General features: G+C 50.8%; 16 protein-coding genes. 7 read left to right on the top strand and 9 right to left on the bottom strand.

Going from position 1 to position 19,862, the window contains the following annotated elements:
* Positions 1 to 31: 31 nt before the first annotated feature.
* Positions 32 to 2,017, top strand: coding sequence for a PKD domain-containing protein (locus VNQ80_RS06660; RefSeq protein WP_325636693.1), 1,986 nt, complete (start codon positions 32 to 34; stop codon positions 2,015 to 2,017).
* Complete coding sequence (locus VNQ80_RS06655; protein WP_325636691.1) at positions 2,005 to 4,665, top strand: CHAT domain-containing tetratricopeptide repeat protein; 2,661 nt, start codon at positions 2,005 to 2,007, stop codon at positions 4,663 to 4,665. The genes VNQ80_RS06660 and VNQ80_RS06655 overlap by 13 nt, the downstream gene beginning before the upstream one ends.
* Before the next feature lie 55 nt (positions 4,666 to 4,720).
* On the opposite strand, the gene VNQ80_RS06650 is transcribed toward VNQ80_RS06655, so the two are convergent.
* The gene (locus tag VNQ80_RS06650; RefSeq protein WP_325636689.1) at positions 4,721 to 6,514 is read right to left on the bottom strand and encodes an OmpA family protein; all 1,794 of its coding nucleotides are present in this window, start codon (positions 6,512 to 6,514) and stop codon (positions 4,721 to 4,723) included.
* A 169-nt stretch (positions 6,515 to 6,683) separates the two neighbouring features.
* Between VNQ80_RS06650 and VNQ80_RS06645 the strand changes: the two genes are divergently transcribed.
* Both VNQ80_RS06645 and VNQ80_RS06640 read left to right on the top strand, forming a co-directional pair.
* On the top strand, positions 6,684 to 7,016 hold the full coding sequence (locus VNQ80_RS06645; RefSeq protein ID WP_325636687.1) for a YegP family protein: 333 nt from the start codon (positions 6,684 to 6,686) through the stop codon (positions 7,014 to 7,016).
* 79 nt (positions 7,017 to 7,095) lie between these two features.
* Positions 7,096 to 8,166 carry a branched-chain amino acid aminotransferase gene (locus VNQ80_RS06640; RefSeq protein WP_325636685.1) on the top strand — a complete coding sequence of 357 codons (1,071 nt, stop codon included), beginning with the start codon at positions 7,096 to 7,098 and terminating at the stop codon, positions 8,164 to 8,166.
* On the opposite strand, the gene miaA is transcribed toward VNQ80_RS06640, so the two are convergent.
* The 5 genes from miaA to VNQ80_RS06615 all read right to left on the bottom strand — a co-directional run bounded on the left by miaA (position 8,153) and on the right by VNQ80_RS06615 (position 12,705).
* Entirely contained in the window at positions 8,153 to 9,067 is a 915-nt protein-coding gene (gene miaA, locus VNQ80_RS06635) for a tRNA (adenosine(37)-N6)-dimethylallyltransferase MiaA (protein ID WP_325636683.1), read from the bottom strand. The genes VNQ80_RS06640 and miaA overlap by 14 nt on opposite strands.
* The gene (locus VNQ80_RS06630) at positions 9,067 to 9,651 is read right to left on the bottom strand and encodes an IS1096 element passenger TnpR family protein (protein WP_325636681.1); all 585 of its coding nucleotides are present in this window, start codon (positions 9,649 to 9,651) and stop codon (positions 9,067 to 9,069) included. Before VNQ80_RS06630 ends, miaA begins: the two co-directional genes overlap by 1 nt.
* Positions 9,652 to 9,733: 82 nt before the next feature.
* A complete protein-coding gene (locus VNQ80_RS06625) occupies positions 9,734 to 11,146 on the bottom strand; it encodes a CCA tRNA nucleotidyltransferase (protein WP_325636715.1) in 1,413 nt (470 codons plus the stop codon).
* Positions 11,147 to 11,225: 79 nt separating this feature from the next.
* Positions 11,226 to 12,281, bottom strand: coding sequence for a 4-hydroxythreonine-4-phosphate dehydrogenase PdxA (pdxA, locus tag VNQ80_RS06620; protein ID WP_325636677.1), 1,056 nt, complete (start codon positions 12,279 to 12,281; stop codon positions 11,226 to 11,228).
* Between the two features lie 202 nt (positions 12,282 to 12,483).
* The gene (locus tag VNQ80_RS06615; RefSeq protein WP_325636676.1) at positions 12,484 to 12,705 is read right to left on the bottom strand and encodes a DUF2905 domain-containing protein; all 222 of its coding nucleotides are present in this window, start codon (positions 12,703 to 12,705) and stop codon (positions 12,484 to 12,486) included.
* Between the two features lie 159 nt (positions 12,706 to 12,864).
* On the opposite strand from VNQ80_RS06615, the gene rsmA reads away from it, so the two are divergent.
* Positions 12,865 to 13,644 carry a 16S rRNA (adenine(1518)-N(6)/adenine(1519)-N(6))-dimethyltransferase RsmA gene (gene rsmA, locus VNQ80_RS06610; RefSeq protein WP_325636675.1) on the top strand — a complete coding sequence of 260 codons (780 nt, stop codon included), beginning with the start codon at positions 12,865 to 12,867 and terminating at the stop codon, positions 13,642 to 13,644.
* Complete coding sequence (locus VNQ80_RS06605) at positions 13,641 to 14,597, top strand: NAD(P)-dependent oxidoreductase (protein WP_325636674.1); 957 nt, start codon at positions 13,641 to 13,643, stop codon at positions 14,595 to 14,597. Before rsmA ends, VNQ80_RS06605 begins: the two co-directional genes overlap by 4 nt.
* Here VNQ80_RS06605 and VNQ80_RS06600 read toward each other — a convergent pair.
* Complete coding sequence (locus VNQ80_RS06600; protein WP_325636673.1) at positions 14,586 to 15,425, bottom strand: UbiA family prenyltransferase; 840 nt, start codon at positions 15,423 to 15,425, stop codon at positions 14,586 to 14,588. The genes VNQ80_RS06605 and VNQ80_RS06600 overlap by 12 nt on opposite strands.
* A gap of 145 nt (positions 15,426 to 15,570) precedes the next feature.
* On the opposite strand from VNQ80_RS06600, the gene acs reads away from it, so the two are divergent.
* Complete coding sequence (gene acs / locus VNQ80_RS06595) at positions 15,571 to 17,490, top strand: acetate--CoA ligase (RefSeq protein WP_325636672.1); 1,920 nt, start codon at positions 15,571 to 15,573, stop codon at positions 17,488 to 17,490.
* A 55-nt stretch (positions 17,491 to 17,545) separates the two neighbouring features.
* Here acs and VNQ80_RS06590 read toward each other — a convergent pair whose 3' ends face one another.
* Positions 17,546 to 18,628 (bottom strand): metallophosphoesterase, encoded by a 1,083-nt coding sequence (locus VNQ80_RS06590; RefSeq protein ID WP_325636671.1) that lies wholly within the window; start codon positions 18,626 to 18,628, stop codon positions 17,546 to 17,548.
* A gap of 90 nt (positions 18,629 to 18,718) precedes the next feature.
* On the bottom strand, positions 18,719 to 19,861 hold the full coding sequence (locus VNQ80_RS06585; RefSeq protein WP_325636670.1) for a glycerate kinase: 1,143 nt from the start codon (positions 19,859 to 19,861) through the stop codon (positions 18,719 to 18,721).
* Between the last annotated feature and the right edge of the window lies 1 nt (position 19,862).

Raw genomic sequence — 19,862 nt, 5'->3', positions numbered from 1 at the left:
TATTTTTCGCCCAAAACACCAATCGACGGCTATGAACATAAAACACTACCTAACTTTATGGACATTTCTTTCCGTTTGCTTAGCCACGCACGCGGGTATCATCGATACTGTCGAAGCAAAGATTGATGTGCAGTTCCTTGGCAACCAAGCGACTTTTCAGGCAGCATTGCCCAAGCTCAACGGCATCCCCGGGGGCCGTGAACCGTTCTACACGTACTTGTGGGACTTTGGCGATGGGCACTTCAGCACGGCAGAAGCCCCAAAACACCAGTACACCAAGCCCGGTGATTACGACGTGACGCTCTATACGGTCAGTAACTACGATAATGGCCCACGCCCAAAACGCCCAACAAGGAAGATTAATGTAGACTCAACAAAGGTAGCACCAAAGCCAATTGCCTCTACCGCTGAGCAGAATTTCTTCAACACGGACGCTACCTTTAAACTCTCCAAAAATGCCAATGCATTGCCGGGGCAAGATATGGTGGTCATCGCCGGAATAAACACGACCGAGAAAGGCCGAATATTCTTACTGACCAACGAAAAGATTTTCGGTCCGGAAGGATTTGTGTATGCCGGCCAGACGACCTACAACGATGAAACCATCACACCGCCGGATGATCCGAAAAACCTGGAAAGCCTATGGGCAACCGTACCCAGCGTAACCGTAACACAAAGCGGAAGCCCTGACTACGGCATCCGTGAAGAGCAAGATTTCCAAGGCAGCGAAGCCATTGATTATTTTGCGGAGTTATACGGCAGCTATAAAACCGTAACATCGTACGAGGTAGCAGGCAAAAATACCTCGCAATTTTCACTGATTAATTTAGATATCACGCCGGAAATGCTAACCGACACCAACGCGACCGTAACCATCACCGGCGTGTTCATTCCGGAAAAAGGGCCCGCCCGTGTACATCGATTGGATGTGCCGATTGTAACGTCACACGATCCGAATAAGATGTCGCTCAAGCAATCAAGGCTGAGCTATCGCCTGCTATCCAAGCGAAAAGCGCTTACCTACAAAGTGCAATTCCAGAACGATGGCGAAGGTGATGCCAAAAACATCCGCCTTGAAATCAAATTGCCGGAAGTACTCGACCCCAATACCTTCAACCTGCTGAATTTATATCCCGAGGTCGATACCTGTGCCACCGCCAACCAAGCCGCCTGTTACCAGTACTATGTTAAGGGAACCGACACCCTGGTATTCCACTTCAAAGACATTGCCCTGCCAGGCTCAAAAGCACCCGATGTACACGATAAGGACAGCACCCAAGGGTTTATCCGATTTACCGTACTTCCGAAAAGGAAACTACCCAACCGCTCGTTCAGGGGACAGACCGACATCTATTTCGACAAGAACGAACCTATTACTACAAATTTTGCAACAGGCAGATTCCGTAGGGGTTTTTCGCCCATTGTGTTTGCGGGATACCACCATTTCATCCAAAAACCAACGGGAAGTGATGAAGAACGCACGGTGAAAAATGGACCGTTGCTTGGTGTAGGCCTTGCCCCCATTGCGCCATACCGCAAACTTTACTGGCAGGTGGAAGTATACGCCAACGCATATCGGGCATCTGCAACCAATACGGTGTATGAACCGGGAGCACTTGAATTGCCGGTACCGGGCACCGACCGGATACAAAAATATGAGTACGAACGGTTTGACACCTACCAGAGCGACCGCTTCATCCAACTGCGGGTGGTACCGCTTCACCTGCGCTACAACTTCAACAGCTGGGTATCGGCCGGTGCAGGGGCGTTGGCAGAAACCACGATCAACACGAAACACCTCGAAGAACGGACGTACCACTTGTTGGGCGCCAACGGCGAAATACCTTCAACCATACGGCATTCGGACGAGCGATTGGCCATGGGCCGTCTCCATGTCCAGCCGTTTGCCGATCTTAATTTTGGCCGTACCTATTTGGGGCCAGTTGTGGGTATTCGCTACATCTACGGCGGAAACCAAGGACAATTCGGACATGTATATGCGGCATGGCGGTTCTAAGAAACGTCCGGAGATTGCTAGCCGTCCTTATTCTCGGCGGCTTATTGGGCTGTCATCAAGACCAGCACCCACCACCGGATCATAATGATCGCAGCGGCGCAGTCGATACCGCAGCCCAACTTGATCAACTCGAACAGTTGGGAAACATTGCCTATGATCATCCCGAACGTTTCATCCACGATCCAGATTCGTTCCTGAACCAACTTACTACCCTACCGGTGACAGCCGAGGGCAAAGAAATGTATGTCTGGTTGTTGTTGAACATCGGCTACGCACTACGCGAAAGTGGCAATGTCCCCGGCAGCACGCGATACTATGAAATGGCATTGGAGTATATCGATGATAACCGGTTGCCCGAACCGGATTTCGTCGATTACATTGCCAAACCGCTAGGCAACCTCTACACACAGCTAGGCGACTTACAACGGGCATTATACATCCACGAACGGGCAATAGATACGTCGAAGCAACGTGGAAAGGAGCAGCAACTGCCTTCGTTGTACACGAACCTGGCCGTTGCTTACCAGCAGCTCGGCTGGCCCGAACGCGTACTAGACGCCTGTAAAAGCGGCTTACAGTACGTAAGCGACCGCGATGCAAATGCAGGGCTATTGTACAATATCTTAGCCAACTGCTACCAAACACTTGGCCAGCTGGATACCGCCCGGTACTACAACCAGTTAGCCATTCACCACTTCACCAGAAAGCGCCCAGTGGGCGATACGTTGATCTGGTATACATCGGCACTTTATCAAGGCTGTTCGTTAAATGAAGCACAAGATCGCTTGGATGATGCACTACAGCAAATCAACAGCGCCATCTTGCTCACCGAACAGCATTTCCCCGGAAGCAAACAACGGGAACGGGCTAAATACCGTTATGCGCGCGGCAACCTCCGATTCGTTTATGGCGACTACATCGGTGCCCATAAAGATTTCCGCGATGCCCTACAATTATTCGGGGACACGACCGCACCAACACACTACCCTGATTATACATTTACCGAAATACTCTGGGGCCTGGCGCGAGTGTATGCCCAGCAGGATGCTGATTCGGCTATACAGTATTACCGTCGGGCAATAGAAAATGCGTTCTATACCCAGCAGTTGATCGTAAGCGACGCGAGCCATTACCAAAATTCCGCATGGAACAGGCGGTTGCTCGATGAAGCGATGGGTCAATTATGGGCTGCGTTCCAGTCGACCAATAGCCAGTCTACCCACCAAGCATTGGTAGAAACCATGTGCTGGGTCACCGAATTATCTAAAGGACGGCAGCTGCTCCACGAAATCAATCGAACCGGTCAGTGGATATCCGATGAAGGTAACACAACACGACGATCGCTGCAATACCTTTTCCAAGCGCTCGCCACGGAACGGAATCCCACAGAACGGCAACGGCTGCAGGACGAAGCCGACCGGCTCACCTTCCAGTTCCAGTTGGCCGAAGATCACTTGGCACAATCTTTCCACCCGCCGGATTTTACGGCATTCATCGCACAGCTCACCGCCCATTCAGACAGCACCATGTGGGTTAGCTATTTTACGTCGCCCGAAAGTGATGGTTACTACATGGCTTTTACTGCAGGCAAAGCCATCGCCGGTCAACTACCAGCGGATGCGTTGCAAGCCATACAACGCTTCAGCGATCGCTACTTCGGCATGACCCCCACGGCATACGATAATGATCCCTCCCGTTATCGCGACGAAGCCACGCGGCTAGCGGTGCTGCTGCTTCCGGCACTCCCGGCCGGTGGGGGGCGGATGGTACTGTCGCCAGACGGCCCGCTACTGAAGTTACCGTTCGACGCGTTGATGGAGGGCGACCAGTTTATCGGACAGCGCTTTACGCTCAACTACACCTACACCTTCTTGCTCAATACTAGCCCAAAGGAAACCATTAGCCCACCGGAAAATACACATCGAAACCTGCCGCTGCACGTGTTCGCCAAAAGCCAATACAGCGGTGAGGAATTGCCTGATATTCCCTTTGTCAACCAGGAAGTAGCTTATCTCAGTGGTACATTCGGCGCAGCAGTATACCAAGATGCCGATGCGTCGGACACCGTACTCTTTGGCTCGCTTGAAAATGGCGGACTGATCCATATCGCTGCCCATGCCGTCGCAAATGGGATTGATGAACCATATATCGCGTTTGATCAACCCGTCACACTCTCGAAATTGCAATATACCCGGGCTACTGCGCCATTGGTATTTCTTTCTGCTTGCCAAACGGCTGCTGGCGAACTTCTGCGTGGCGAGGGTGTGGAAAGTCTCAACAGAGCATTTCTTAGTAAAGGCGTGCGCGGCGTCATCGCTTCCTATTGGCCTGTCGCCGATGAGACGACTGCCGTACTCGCCCGCCTGTTTTACGATGCGCTAACCCGTACACACGAACCGGCATTAGCGTTGGCCGAGGCCAAACGAGACTATATCGCGTCAGCACCCATATCAGCACAGAACCCCTGGTATTGGTCATCGTTGCAGTTTACAGGGGTCTCCGTACCTACATACCTGCAAAAGAAAAGCCGATGGCAATATGGGCTTTATGTTGGGTTAGCCCTTACCGCCATCGGCTGTATCGCGTGGTCGTTACAACGGCGTTCTAAAAAACACCCACCTGATCGCAAATACAAAAAAACCAATTAAGTATTTGCATAATATCCAACATTTGCTACCAATCGGTTCCATCATCAGTCCATCCCTAATAAGCAAGCACGTTGATTTCCGTACGGCGGTTCTGTTCATGGTCGGCTTCCGAACAATCTGCCCCGTTAGCGCACGGATTGACTAATCTCGTTTCCCCGTAACCCCTGGCCACCATCCTTCCCCGGTCTATTCCTTTGGATACCAAGTAAGCCACCGCTGCATCGGCACGGCGCTGCGAGAGCTGCATGTTGTATGCATCGTTACCTCGGCTGTCTGTGTGCGATGATAGCTCTATACGGAGCGTCGGGTTTTGCTTCAGGATATTTGCCACGTTATCGAGTACCAACGCCGCATCGCGGCGGATATCGCTCTTATCAAAATCGTACAAGATGTTTTTCACTACCCACGAAGCCCCTTCCTCCAGGACGCACACGCCGAGCTTCAAGGTCACATACAACGTCTTACTGCGGTCCAGGCCCACGGTGGTCACCCGCTCGGTTTGCGAATATTTACCAGCCTGATTGGCTACCACATTGTAGCTCGATTGCTGTTCAAGCTGGTAGATAAACTTACCTTCGGTGTCTGAAATTTGGCTGAGATTAGCATTGGTACCTTCGTGGGTAAGGATGGTTTTGATACCGGCTAGCTTGCTGTCCGTATCACACTCCACCGTTTCGCCTACTAACGTAAAACGCGGATCGTCGTGTAGCAACTCTTTATAGATTACCGCCCCGCTACCTTGGAAATCAGCCGGTGTAATATGGACGACTGTGGTGGCTATCCCATTCTTTTCACCAGTCACGCGATAATCCCCACTCACCGCGGCAGTCAGCCGCTCGGCTTCGCCATTGGCATTGGTCGTGCCCACGTGCTCCACCTCTTCTCCCGAAATAACCACTTTTACGCCGCTTAAAGCCAAACCGGTTTGCTTATCCTTTACTACTACAACCAGATCTTTTTTCTTTCTGGGCTGTGCTGTGTCGGCCGGAACGGCCACCGCCGCAGCAACCTCCGGCCCCGGGGTCGGCACCATTTTAGCCTTACGCTTGCCACCAAACGCGTATTTGATACCGGCAGCCACATTCAATGCTTGGGTGAAGGTACGCCGCAGTTGCGGCTCCTTTCCGAAAAATAAAGTAGGGTCATCAACGAAATGCCCCTCGGTTAGGGGCTGCATCGCAGGCAGCTCTTCAATGAAAAATTCAGATGGTTTACCGCCAAATTCCGTACCGAACGTGCTGAGGTAATCACCCTGAACAAATACGCTCAGATTACGCGCAACCTCATAATTGAACCGCACACCCCCTACGCCCATCCAGGCCAATGCCCGGTCTGATGTGTTGGCGGTTTTCCTGACAACCAGCGACTGCGTGACCACCCCACCCCGCGGGTCAGCCGTTTCGTATACCAATTCCTGTTGGTAATCCGGAAACTGCTGAAATAACACGCCGCCTTTGGCAAACAGTTCGGCGGCAAATTTCCCCGCTCTGAATTGATAAGTAGGCCCCACGGCCAATCCGAGATGCCGGAAGCGCTTCGCATTATTGAAGGTAGTAGCTAAGAAACCATTGCGGAAAATCACGCTGTCACCACCCCAAAGCGGATGCTGCAAAAGGCGTGCGTCGATACCGATACCGAAACTGCCACCGCGAAAATAATGATCTGCGAATAACCCGCCCACATAACCGATATTGGCTCGCGCCGTATCGCCGTGGTAGGTACCCAATGTAGGGCTGGCACCACCGAATATACCAACCTGCCACGGGGCGTATTCCTGTGACTTTGCCGCATGATTGCCCATCAGCCAAACAAACAGTAAGACCAATGTACTTTGTAGAATCTTCTTCATAATAATCTGCATTAGTGAACAACCGTATTCTTTTTCCATATATCACCGGGAGTCCGGGTTTGTTACCCTTCGAGACGAATTTAATTTTGATTTAAAAGAAAGCTATTATAAATTAGCCTATTAATAATCCGTGTTATTTAACTTATCGTAAATCAAAATCAGTAAAACCATGGGAAAATTTGTGATTTCAACACGCAAGAATGGGGAGTTCCAATTCAACCTAAAAGCCGGCAATGGCGAAGTCATTCTAACGAGCGAAGGGTACACCGCCAAAACTTCCTGTCTTAACGGCATCGAGTCGGTAAGGAAAAATGCATCGGATGATAACCGGTATGAGCGCAAAGAAGCTAAAAACGGTAAATTCTTCTTCAACCTGAAAGCAGGCAATGGTCAGGTAATCGGATCGAGTGAAATGTATGAATCCGCTTCCGGCCGAGATAAGGGAATCGAGTCGGTTAAACGGAATGCTCCCGATGCAACGACAGACGACCAGTCGGCATAATCCTTCAAGCGGATCGGAATGAAATCTTTTCTTCCAATCCGCTTTTTTTCCTAACTTGCCCACCTAATATCATACAGCTATGAGCGAGGCAGGAACAACAGCAATCCGGGTGGAGCAAACGCAGCAGTCAAGGCTGTCGCAAGTCGATTTCAACAACTTGAAATTCGGTCAGATTCTCTCTGACCACATGCTGGTGGCCGATTATGCCAACGGCGATTGGCAAGACGTAAGCATTGTGCCGTATGGCAACCTATCGCTAAGCCCGGCCACTTCGGCCATTCACTATGGTCAGTCGATTTTTGAAGGCTTAAAAGCTTACAAGTATGCGGATGGCACGGTGAGCATGTTCAGGCCTGACCAGAACCGTGAACGGTTCAATAAATCGGCTACACGGCTGGAAATGCCCCAGCTGTCGGAAGAGCTATTTATCGGTGGCATTAAAACACTACTCGACCTCGACCGTGATTGGGTACCGCAAACCGAAGGCGCGTCGTTATATATCCGTCCTTTCATGTTTGCCACGGAAGCGGCCTTAGGTGTACACCCTTCGGATTCGTACAAGTTTATCGTTATCACCGGGCCGGTAGGTGCGTATTATAACAAGCCGCTCCGTTTAAAGATTGAAACACATTTCACCCGGGCAGCAGCCGGTGGTGTCGGTTTTTCAAAAAATGCGGGCAACTACGCATTGTCACTCTACCCCACGCGTCTCGCGCAGGAGGAAGGTTTCGACCAGCTGATGTGGACGGATGCAAAGGAGCATAAATACATCGAAGAAGCGGGTACAGCCAACTTACTGTTCCGCGTGGGCGACACCATCATTACGCCATCATCGGAAACGATACTGCATGGCATCACCCGTCGCACCATCATCGAAATAGCACGGCATTGGGGCTATCAGGCTGAAGAACGTAAAGTATCCGTGCGGGAACTAATCGATGGCATCGAAAATGGAAGCGTAACGGAAGCGTTCGCCGCCGGTACGGCAGCCACGCTTACACCGATTTCCGAAATCGGTTATGAAGGCAATATCTACACATTACCAGATCCTGCTAAACGCGAGTTCTCGAATAAGGTGCTGCAATACCTCAACGACCTGCGCTACGGTCGTATTGCCGACGAATTCGGATGGAACGTTATCGTGGATTGATCCGGTAAGAAGCGTACGCAATCATTCCCGCAATATCTTCTGGTGCAAACCACGCCGTGGCTGCGTCTTTACGAAACCATGTGAGCTGGCGTTTGGCATACCGGCGGGTGTTCTGTTTCATTTTCGCTACTGCCTCTGCCCGTGAGCACTTGCCATCTAGGTAGTCAAACCATTCAGCGTATCCAACAGTTTGCAGCGGGGCTTTGTGCCGATACGGCAACAACGACTCCACCTCATCGAGTAGGCCCGCCGCTACCATGGCATCCACGCGCGAATTGATACGTTGATACAACACCTCCCTATTCGTGTCGAGCCCGATTGTAACCACATTGAACAGACGCTTGGCCGCCTGCCCCCGGCGGAAGTGGGAAAACGGCATACCGGTACTTTCGTACACCTCAAGCGCGCGGATCACACGCTGTGGATTCTGGGTATCCATCTCATGAAAGTATTCCGGGTCGACCTGCTGCAGCAAGGACCGGAGCGGCGCTAATCCCTTTTGCCTGTAAAGGTCATTCAGGCGGTCACGCACACCCGGCAGTGGTTTGGGCAAGTTGTCCAGCCCTTGGCAAATGGCACGGACGAAAAGACCGGAACCACCTACCAACACCACCACGTCGTGCTGTAAAAACAGCTTCGCTAACAGCGACAGTGCATCACGCTCGAAGTCGCCGGCCGAATAATCTTCCGTTATGTGATGGGAATTGATAAAATAATGTGGCACCGCAGCCAGCTCCTCATCGCTGGGCTTGGCGGTGCCAATTGTCATTTCCCGATAGAACTGGCGGGAATCTGCGGACAGGATAACGGTCTGGAAGTGTTCGGCCAGTTGGATGCCTGCCGTGGTTTTCCCTACCGCCGTGGGACCCACCACGCAAATCAATGTCTTCGCATCGGCCATCAATAATCTTCCCCGTACCCATCATTCCCCTCTTCTTTTCCTCCCTCCGACTGCTCTTCTTCGTCCAGCATATCGAGATCTTCCTCTTCATTGATACCGTATTCGGTCTCTCCCAAGAAATCATATTCCACGTCATCCTTCTTGTTGGCTGTTTCGGTTGGCACCACTTTCGCACCCGGCAATTTAGGCACCTGCCCTACGCTTTTGAATAGTGCAGGGTATACTTTACCCTCTTCCTCCTTCAATATCTTAATCAGTTGCACATGGAAATCGAGCGGGTGATCAAAATTATATACATAGTAAAATTTCTGATGGGGGTCGTCAATGAACTTGTTCAATTTAGACTCTTCCATAAGTGCCACGCCTTGGCTCTTCTTCGATTCACTGGGCAAATACGCAATTTCAGCTCCTTTTTTCCACCTGTCGTTACTCACGTAGAACGATGACGACAACTCGGGATCGTAGCCAGTAGCCGTATGCAGCGCTTGATGCAAGTCTAAAAATGTATGCTTCGGCAGCACATCGATTTCGCGGGTCACGTCATCGTAATCTTCGAATGAAATTCTAAAACGATAGATAGCCATAATACTTCCCTCTAGTTTCTTCTACGAACTTATGCAAACTTAGATAAAATCCTTTTATAAGCAATACAGCAGCATCGCATCACTACGCATCCGCCTTGAGTTTCAATCCCAGTTCTTTCCCTTTTTCTAGCATGAATCGATAGGCATCTTCACTGCTATTGGGTATATCGCCTTCCAATATTGCCTCACGGATTGCATTCTTAATCGTGCCGACCATTTTTCCGGGTTTTAACCCGAAAGCGTCCATCACATCTTGGCCCGTAACCGGAGGTTGCCAGTTACGGATCTGATCCCGCTCTTCCACATCTTTAAGCTTTTTCTTGACGAGATCGAAATTCTGCCGATATTTCTTCTTTTTATATTCGTTTTTCGTTGTTACATCCGCGTGGCATAGTAGCATGAGGCTATCGATGTCATCTCCCGCCTCAAACAGCAATCGCCTCACAGCCGAATCGGACACCGTATCTTGCGCGAGCACAATGGGACGGAGATGTAAGGCAACCATTTTCTGTACAAACCGCATCTTATCGTTGAGCGGCAACTTGAGTTCAGCAAAGAGCTTCGGCACCATACGCGCACCCTTATCTTCATGGCCATGGAAGGTCCATCCATGCAGCTTGTCAAAGCGCTTGGTGGCAGGCTTCGCAATATCGTGCATAATCGCAGCCCATCGAAGCCATAGGTCGTCGCTAAGTTCAGCCACATTGTCCAGTACTTCCAATGTATGGTAGAAATTATCCTTATGCCCTTTCCCGTTAATGACTTCCACCCCATAGAGGTTAGCCATCGCCGGGAAAACGAGCTGTAACAAGCCCACATCAAACAGGTACTTGAATCCTATGGAAGGTTTGTCTGCCAGCACCATTTTATTCAGCTCATCGATGACGCGCTCCCTTGAGATAATTTTAATACGCTCCTTGTTCTCCACTATCGCCTTGATGGCTGCCATATCGATTTTGAAATTCAATTGCGTAGCAAAGCGTATAGCGCGCATCATGCGCAACGGATCGTCAGAGAAAGTTTCGTTGGGGCTGAGTGGCGTCCGGATGATTCGGTGCTGGATATCGGCACAACCATTGAACGGATCGAGCAGCACTCCGAAGTCGGCTTTATTGAGCGAGAGTGCCATTGCATTGATGGTGAAATCACGCCGGTTTTGGTCGTCTGTCAACGTTCCGTCTTCAACAATGGGCTTACGGGAATCGGCCCGATACGATTCTTTCCGTGCGCCCACAAACTCAAGTTGTACCTCACCGTGACGAAGAGAAGCCGTACCGAAATTCTTATAAACCGCTACCTTTTCACCCAATCGGTTACCCACACGCGTCGCGAAATCGATACCACTGCCCACTACCACCACATCGATGTCATTCTTGAAATCGCGACCCATGATCCGGTCCCGTACATATCCCCCCACTACAAAGCATTCCATCTTCGCTTCACTGGCAACGTCACTTAGCAGTGGGAATATAGGATGGTCCAGGTAGTCGCTCATGATTGTCTGGGGCATCGGCAATTTGTATTTTGACGGCAAAAATACACATTCGTTGGATAATCTAGTATCCAAACGGGGATTAATCCCGGTCGCGCGACAAGCGCCTAGAGATCAACGGATTTGACAACAGCTCATCTTGCTCCCTTCGTCGAGCCACGATATGGACCGCGGCGAAAACCGCCTCGCGGAACGACATCTCCGATGCAACATTCTTTCCCGCAATGTCATAACCCGTACCATGATCGGGCGATGTGCGTACCACGGGAAGCCCCGCTGTGAAGTTAACACCACTGCGCGCAGCAATATGCTTAAATGGAATGAGACCTTGATCGTGATACATCGCCAACACGGCGTCAAATTTAGTGTACGTCTCCGAAGCAAAGAAGCCATCGGCCGGATAAGGGCCGAAACAAAAAACACCTTTTGATTTCGCCTCCGCGATCGCCGGAGCGATAATGGTTTCATCTTCCTTACCGATTAATCCGTTGTCGCCGGCATGGGGGTTCAACCCCAAAACGGCAATCTTCGGCTTCCGAATCCAGAAGTCGCGCTTCAGGCTAGCGTCCATTAATGCCAACTTGGATATAATCGCTTCAGTTGAAATGTTCGGCGCGATATCTTTCACCGGAATATGCCCTGTCACCACCCCCACACGCAACTCATCGCTGACCATAAACATGAGGGCATCGTTGCTTTCCGTGCGCGCCTGCAAATACTCCGTGTGGCCCGGAAACTCGAATCCCTCCCGCTGGATGTTGTGCTTATTGATGGGCGCAGTAACCAACGCGTCGATTTCCCCACGCACCAAGTCATCCACTGCATGTTTCAAGGATAGGAATGCATATTTTCCCCCTATTTCATTTTCCTCGCCCAACGTAATCTTTACTTCCTCCTCCCAGCAATTAATCATATTGGCCCGCTTGGGATTGGCTTGTTGCACCGCATTAATCACATTGAAACTGAAGTCATTAATTCCCAATGCCTTTCGATGGAACGAGGCAACTTTGGTACTTCCATAGACAATTGGCGTGAAGTATTCCATCATCCTGCTGTCTACCAATGTCTTAATAATGACTTCCAGCCCGATGCCATTCACGTCGCCAATCGATATTCCTATTTTCAGTTTGTCACTCATATCCACAGTGTTCTTTGGCTACCAAACTTAGATAAAGTTGCTTTTATATGCAATTATAATCGCATTGAAAAAAAAAGCAACGTTATTCGCCTACCCATCTGTTTTAAAGATGCTCATGAGGGCTTACGCCGTTAGCGATCTACTCGGCTGCCGCTTTGAAGCAATTTTGATAGCGGAAAAGCAGGAATTTTAGTGCACGCGCTCAAAACATTTTACGCACAAGCCAAACCAGCGCGCTCAGTACCGTGCTCACAAGCAGCATACTGGCAATCGGCATGTAAAAGCTGAAACCCGGCCGCTCCACCCGTATATCACCCGGCAGGTTGCCGAACCACTTCAATTTATCACCTGAAAAATAGACGATCATCCCCACGATAAGGATTATTCCACCACCCAGCATCAGCATTTTTGCTATTTCCTTCATAATCCAATCCGTAAACTTAAACAAAGTTGTTTCGACATACAAACCATTATTATGTCGCAATGATTGGTCTACACGCGGCCGCCGAGCCTATACTTTTATAGCGGAAAGTTACAAAAAAAAGTTACTTTTGCTCGGCTTGCAGCAAAATCCAACACATCCATGGCTAGCGTCCGCGCGAAAAAACACTTGGGACAACATTTCCTAACGGATAAACATACCGCCGTCAAGATTGTGGCAGCGCTGCGTCCGCAACTTGGCTACGATACCGTGCTGGAGGTCGGGCCGGGCATGGGCATCCTGTCAGACATCCTGCTACAGGAAGAGCGTTACCGCACCCTACTCATCGATATCGACGGAGAGTCCATTCAGTATTTACACAATCGCTATCCGCAGCTTGGCGACAAGCTCATCCACGGCGATTTCTTGACCCTGAATTTCGACGCCCACATGACCGGTAAATTAGCGATTATCGGCAACTTCCCCTACAACATTTCGTCCCAAATCCTGTTCAAAGTACTGGAAGAGCGCCACCGTGTGGCGGAGGTGGTGGGCATGTTCCAGAAAGAAGTGGCCGAGCGTTGCGCAGCCCATCCGGGCGGTAAAGAATACGGCATTCTCAGTGTATTGGTACAAGCTTATTACGATGTCGAATATCTCTTTACGGTCAAGGCCGGCGCGTTTGCCCCACCCCCCAAAGTGCTTTCCGGCGTCATCCGGCTTACCCGTAGTCAAGTAGAAACGCTCGGTTGCGACGAAAAACTATTTTGGCGCGTCGTAAAAGCGGCATTCAACCAGCGGCGCAAAACCCTTCGGAATGCGCTGTCAGGCATCATCCCAAAAGACAGAATGGGCGAAAGCCCCTTATATGACCTGCGGGCAGAACGGCTCGCTGTTGCCGATTTTATAACGCTAACTAATGACATTGCTCAACGAATATGACTAAACTCCCTTCCCGGTTGCTTATCGTAGATGATATCCATCCCATTTTTGCAGAAAAACTAACATCAAAAAACATCGCGTTTGATTACTTGCCAGCCATCGGTAAAGATGAAGCATTGCAAATCATCCCTCAATACACCGGTTTGGTTATCCGCTCGAAGTTCAAAGTTGATGCTGCTTTTATGGACGCAGCTCCGCAACTCACATTCATCGCGCGGGGAGGCGCGGGCATGGACAACATTGACGAAGCTTATGCACAAGCGCGCGGAATCACCTTGCTCAACGCACCCGAGGGTAACCGCGATGCCGTAGGTGAGCATATGGTAGGCATGCTGTTGTCGCTGATGAATAACCTAAATCGCGGCAACACCGAGATTAAGAGCGGTCTTTGGCAGCGTGAAGAGAACCGCGGTTTGGAACTCGGCGGACGTACCGTCGCACTCATCGGCTACGGCAATAATGGAGGTGCCATGGCCCGCAAGCTTGCTGGTTTCAACGTCGACGTAATTGCGTATGATAAGTACAAAACCGGATTCAGCGATGCATACGCCACGGAAGCAAGCATGGAAGAGGTAACAGAACGGGCCGATGTGGTCAGCCTGCATATTCCGCTTACGGCGGTGTCCCGCCAAATGGTCGATGACGCGTATTTAGCCCGTTTCCGTAAACCGATATTCTTTCTGAATGGCGCCCGTGGCGAAATCGTCCATATTCCGGCGGTACTGGCGGCCCTGGATGAAGGAAGGATACTGGGGGCCGCGTTTGACGTATTGCCCGTCGAAAAATTCCCGGCGCTGAATGAGCAGCCTTGGTTCGAGCCGTTAATTGCGCACGAAAAGGTGATATGCAGCCCGCACGTGGCCGGATGGAGCGTGGAAAGCTATTTTAAAATCGCAGATATACTTGTTGAAAAAGTAATTGTCCATCTATCGGGGGAAGCTTCAGCCCAATAACGCCAACCACACGGCGAAGAACTGTAGAAGCATCATGCCATCGAGAAACAGAAAATAGTAATACTCGTTCTTTTTGACCGGCGGTGCCAAAATAAACAGCAGGCATAGGGCCGACACGACAATCAACGCTTGTCGGATATCCAGCGGGTAATCGCTAAACCACACCCATCCCATCTGTACCGCCAACAATGCGCTGGATAACACCAGCGCTTTACGTTCACCGAATAATACCGGGATGGTTTTCAACCCGTAGTACCGATCCTGATAAATATCACGAATATCAAACGGGATGGTGATTGCCACCACAAAAAGGAATACCCAGGCCATCAATTGCCATACTTGGGACCATACAATGTGGAGGTCATCGTGATACGCTTCCGCTACCGGGAGCAACACGCTACTCATCACCCAAACCAAACCGATGTAAAACAATTTCAATCCGGTAATCTGTCGCAGCCCTGCCCTTCGCTGTTCCCCGGCTACCCGCACAATTGGCAGGTTATACGCCAGGCCCATGGCACCCATCACCCCCAGCAATATAAACGATGGAATATGTAGTTGCAATCCGAGCACCAAGGCAAGTGACAATGCTACCCCGGTCCACACCCAGAGAGACCGTTCATGCCTGAATACCCACCTCACCCGCCGGAAGGGAGAGGTTTCCGGGTGCCGCGGCTTCGCTAAGATCATACTGAAGTTATACAATGCCAGTGTTGCACCCCCAAGAATAGCCAATACCGTATAGTCAACAGGCAATGAAAGCAAGAGATAGGTCATCCCCCCCTGCGCCACGGCACAACAGGCAATAAATACATTACTAAATAGCAAGGTATCCAGAAACCTTTGATTGTAATTTGGTAGCACCCGGCGGAAAATTCGCTTTTTTGCAAAAAGTATGTAAATTAGCCCCTTCTATATACCCAATAGGCCAATTTATTGTCCGACAAAATAACACAAAAAAGTTAAACTAAATATGGATTTACAAATCAAATCATTTGATGAATACCAGCGGGTTTACCAAGACAGCGTAGAAAAACCCGAGGAATTCTGGGCGGGGATCGCCGATCACTTCTATTGGCGCCGTAAGTGGAATAACGTATTAAACTGGAATTTCAAGGAACCCAATATAAAATGGTTTGAAGGCGCAAAGCTCAATATCACTGAAAACTGCTTAGACCGCCATATCTACCAATTAGGCGATAAGCCGGCGATCATCTGGGAACCCAACGACCCCAACGAGGCGCATCGGGTGCTTACTTACAAACAACTGCTTGAAAAAGTAGAGCAATTTTCCAACGTACTGAAAAACAACGGTGTACGCAAGGGTGACCGCGTATGTATTTATTTGCCGATGGTACCCGAGCTCGTTATTGCGGTGTTGGCCTGTGCGCGCATCGGCGCCATCCACTCGGTGGTCTTCGGCGGCTTTTCAGCACAATCCATCGCCGACCGCATAAACGACACCGGCTGCAAGCTGGTCATCACATCGGATGGTGGGTTCCGTGGTACAAAAACCATCGAACTCAAGAACATTGTAGATGATGCATTGGTGCAATGTAAATCTGTAAATCGCGTTATTGTGCTTACCCGCACCCGTACACCGGTTTCTATGATTAAGGGACGCGATGTGTGGTGGGAAGATGAGATCACCAAAGTAGAAACCCAAGGTAATCCCACCTGCCCTGCCGAAGAGATGGATGCCGAAGATATGTTGTTCATCCTCTACACCTCAGGCTCTACGGGCAAGCCCAAAGGGGTTGTACACACCTGCGGGGGCTATATGGTTTATACGGGGTACACGTTTTCCAACGTATTCCAATACCAACCAGACGAAGTATATTTCTGTACCGCCGACATCGGCTGGATCACAGGCCACTCGTACATCATTTACGGTCCGCTGTCGCAAGGCGCTACATCATTGATGTTCGAGGGTATACCCACGTGGCCCGATGCTGGGCGTTTTTGGGATATCGTTGAAAAGCATCGAGTGAACATCCTATATACAGCACCTACCGCGATCCGCTCGTTGATGGCAGCTGGTGATGGGTATGTGGACGGCAAAGACCTCAGCAGTATCCGTAAGCTAGGTAGCGTGGGCGAGCCTATCAACGAAGAGGCCTGGCATTGGTATAATGAAAAAATCGGAAAGGGAAAGGCACCTATCGTAGACACCTGGTGGCAGACAGAAAATGGCGGCATTCTGATTTCCCCCATTGCGGGTATCACGCCTACCATTCCCAGTTTCGCCATGCTGCCATTACCGGGCATCCAACCGGTGCTTGTCGATGAAGGTGGCAAGGAATTGGAAGGCAATAACGTGAGTGGTAACCTCTGCATCAAGTTCCCGTGGCCAGGTATGATCCGCACCACCTACGGTGACCATGAGCGTTGCCGGCAGACCTATTTCTCGACTTATGAAAACATGTATTTCACGGGCGATGGCTGCCTGCGCAATGAAGACGGCTATTATCGCATTACGGGCAGAGTAGATGATGTATTGAACGTTTCGGGCCACCGCATCGGTACAGCCGAGCTGGAAAACGCCATCAACATGCACAGCGATGTAGTCGAATCAGCCATCGTGGGTTACCCGCACTCGGTGAAGGGCCAAGGCATATATGCCTATGTCATCGCCTCCGGCCACCACGTAGACGAAAACCTTACCCGGCAGGATATCAACCAAACGGTAAGCCGTATTATCGGAGCTATAGCCAAACCCGATAAAATCCAGTTTGTCAGCGGCCTGCCGAAGACCCGGTCAGGTAAGATTATGCGACGCATCCTCCGGAAAATAGCCGAGGGCGACACATCCAATCTAGGCGACATCACTACACTGCTAGATCCCGCCGTGGTAGAAGAAATCAAGGAAGGTGCGGAGAAGTTGAGGGGATAAGCATTTAGGAACGCGGATAACCGTCACATCGGCATCATCCGCGTTCCATTATAATTCAGTCGAGCTTAAACGAAAACTCATCGTAGTCGGCCGTGCGCCATGCAAGATGCCGCGTGGCTGGCGATACCGCAAACAACGGCGAAAACGTCTTTACGTTCACCGTCTTACCATCGGGCAGAAATTCCAGGTAGCGCAGCCAACCGTCGCCGCCATTGCCATGCCAGCCACCGCCCAGCGCCTGTGCATTGAAAACCATCTGCTGTACCGTTTTTCCACCGGCATTGGTATCCGTGCGAAAGCCGATATGGCCCAATACATCGTCCGGCTTACCGATATGGCCACTGAACACCAGTTGTATATTTTTCGAAGGTTTCACCAGTTTTTCCCATACAGCCGCACCGTAGTTGCCGTCCGTGATCGGGTAGCCTTCTTTCACAATGTGCTCACTCGCTGAATTGAGGTACGAATGGGTAAGTAAAATAACGGTATGCCCGGCATATCGCTCTTGGTTAACGGTTTCAAGCGCCCAGCGCAGCACGGTGTCACGGGGTGCAAACTCAAGCACCATTAAGAGAAACTGCCGCCCATGGGGCGACGTAAACTCATACGTTGCGTTCGTCAGTGAAGGATACCCTTCGTTGTCGATGCCCACGTCGCGCAGCAGTTTCTGCGACTGCGGATTCTTGTCCACAGGGAAATACTGGTGGTAGTTCGTACGCCGATACTCAATGTTTTTCACTCCGTAATCGTGGTTGCCAGTACCTACTACATAAGGTACCTTGCCATCCAACCGTCCAAATGCCCGTGCTACGGCCTCCCATTGCTGCTTGCCAGGCTGGTTACCTTGTGTACCGTTGGGGTTTAGCCAGTCGTTGTGTTCTACCAAATCCCCCGTGCAGACTACCATCCCGATATTCAACGGTTCGATCTGTTCACTCACCCAGCTCGTCATCAGTTCAAGAATACCTTGATTACGCTCAAATTTCACATAACTTTGCGGATCCGGCAGCAACACCAAAGACCAGGAGTCCGGATTACTTAATTTTGGTGGTTCGTACTGCGCTTCCTGAGCGTGGCTGCCCACCGCAAAAAAGCACACGAAACATACCATTAATAGCGACCATCGATTTTTCTTCATTTCAGTATCTTTTAGTTACAACGTTCATGGATTTCGCACAAACATAAAAATTTACAGTATTTCTTGAGTAATCGGATTGTTATCGATTTGTTATCGGATACCAGGTGAAATCGCCAACAAGTTCCCGAGTTGCTTTGCCGTTCGAGCCAGATCATCGGCAGTGGCAGCCAAAGCCTCATTCAGCGACGACGGCCCGCTGCCAATAGCCAGCAACGCATCGAAATATGCTGCGAGCTCACCATCTACCGTAACGGGTATATTACCCGCCAGACCGATTACTGGCAATCCCATCCGCTTGGCACGGCTGGCAACGCCAAAAGGTCCTTTGCCCTGCAATGTCTGCCTGTCGATCCGTCCTTCACCGGTAATCACGAGGTCGCTCTTCGACAACGATTCATCAAAGCGGGTTAAATCCAGGAAGTAATCAATCCCATCGACCAGCTCCGCGCCCAACAGGCCGGCCAGGCCGGCACTAGCCCCACCAGCTACACCGCCGGAGCGGCGGGTGGTAATGTCCTCGCCGGTCTTCAACTGTATAACCTCGGCGTAGTGCACCAATAAGTCATCCAATTGCCGCACCTGATTGTCAGATGCACCCTTCTGCGGACCGAACACTTGGGCTGCACCGGTTTCACCCAGCAACGGGTTATCCACGTCGCAGAGCACCGTCACCTTTACCTGCTGTAACCGTCCGTCCAAGCCAGACAGGTCAATTGTATGCAGTGCCCCCAAGCCAGCCGGTAGGGCCGTTATTTCCTTTCCCGTGCGGTCGAGGAACCGAACGCCAAGGGCCCGGAGCATACCGCTACCACCATCTACCGTAGCTGATCCCCCCATGCCGATGAGGATTTTCCGGGCACCCCTGTCCAACGCCGCCTGAATCAATTGGCCCGTTCCGTACGAGTTGGCACGCAGCGGATCCAGTTCTGTTTGTGCCAGCAAGTGGAGCCCAGAAGCATCGGCCATTTCAATCACAGCAGTCTCCCCGCCTTCGACCAAGCCGAATGTTGCAGTTACCGGCCGACCTAGCGGGTCCATCACCTGCACGCGCACCAGCTCACCCTGCAGGCGGTCTATAATCAACCGGCAGGTACCGTTGCCCCCGTCGCCTATCGGAAAACACTGGCACGTACAAGCGAGCCGGCTTGCCAACAACCCATGCTGGACTGCCTCCGCGGCAGCAGCGGCATCCATCGCATGTTTAAAAGCATTTGGAGCTATAAGGATATGCATC

It is taken from the genome of Parapedobacter sp. (genome assembly GCF_035556095.1).
GTDB lineage: Bacteria > Bacteroidota > Bacteroidia > Sphingobacteriales > Sphingobacteriaceae > Parapedobacter.
Note: the sequence above shows the minus strand (reverse complement) of the source record. Positions and strands in the feature narration are given on the sequence as shown.

What these genes read in the sequence shown, in the direction of transcription:
- VNQ80_RS06625 (WP_325636715.1), bottom strand. Translation starts at nt 11,146, where the DNA reads ATGAGCGACTACCTGGACCATCCTATATTCCCACTGCTAAGTGACGTT.
- rsmA (WP_325636675.1), top strand. Translation starts at nt 12,865, where the DNA reads ATGGCTAGCGTCCGCGCGAAAAAACACTTGGGACAACATTTCCTAACG.
- VNQ80_RS06630 (WP_325636681.1), bottom strand. Translation starts at nt 9,651, where the DNA reads ATGGCTATCTATCGTTTTAGAATTTCATTCGAAGATTACGATGACGTG.
- acs (WP_325636672.1), top strand. Translation starts at nt 15,571, where the DNA reads ATGGATTTACAAATCAAATCATTTGATGAATACCAGCGGGTTTACCAA.
- VNQ80_RS06660 (WP_325636693.1), top strand. Translation starts at nt 32, where the DNA reads ATGAACATAAAACACTACCTAACTTTATGGACATTTCTTTCCGTTTGC.
- pdxA (WP_325636677.1), bottom strand. Translation starts at nt 12,281, where the DNA reads ATGAGTGACAAACTGAAAATAGGAATATCGATTGGCGACGTGAATGGC.
- VNQ80_RS06640 (WP_325636685.1), top strand. Translation starts at nt 7,096, where the DNA reads ATGAGCGAGGCAGGAACAACAGCAATCCGGGTGGAGCAAACGCAGCAG.
- VNQ80_RS06605 (WP_325636674.1), top strand. Translation starts at nt 13,641, where the DNA reads ATGACTAAACTCCCTTCCCGGTTGCTTATCGTAGATGATATCCATCCC.
- VNQ80_RS06650 (WP_325636689.1), bottom strand. Translation starts at nt 6,514, where the DNA reads ATGAAGAAGATTCTACAAAGTACATTGGTCTTACTGTTTGTTTGGCTG.
- VNQ80_RS06590 (WP_325636671.1), bottom strand. Translation starts at nt 18,628, where the DNA reads ATGAAGAAAAATCGATGGTCGCTATTAATGGTATGTTTCGTGTGCTTT.
- VNQ80_RS06655 (WP_325636691.1), top strand. Translation starts at nt 2,005, where the DNA reads ATGGCGGTTCTAAGAAACGTCCGGAGATTGCTAGCCGTCCTTATTCTC.
- VNQ80_RS06615 (WP_325636676.1), bottom strand. Translation starts at nt 12,705, where the DNA reads ATGAAGGAAATAGCAAAAATGCTGATGCTGGGTGGTGGAATAATCCTT.
- miaA (WP_325636683.1), bottom strand. Translation starts at nt 9,067, where the DNA reads ATGGCCGATGCGAAGACATTGATTTGCGTGGTGGGTCCCACGGCGGTA.
- VNQ80_RS06645 (WP_325636687.1), top strand. Translation starts at nt 6,684, where the DNA reads ATGGGAAAATTTGTGATTTCAACACGCAAGAATGGGGAGTTCCAATTC.
- VNQ80_RS06585 (WP_325636670.1), bottom strand. Translation starts at nt 19,861, where the DNA reads ATGCATATCCTTATAGCTCCAAATGCTTTTAAACATGCGATGGATGCC.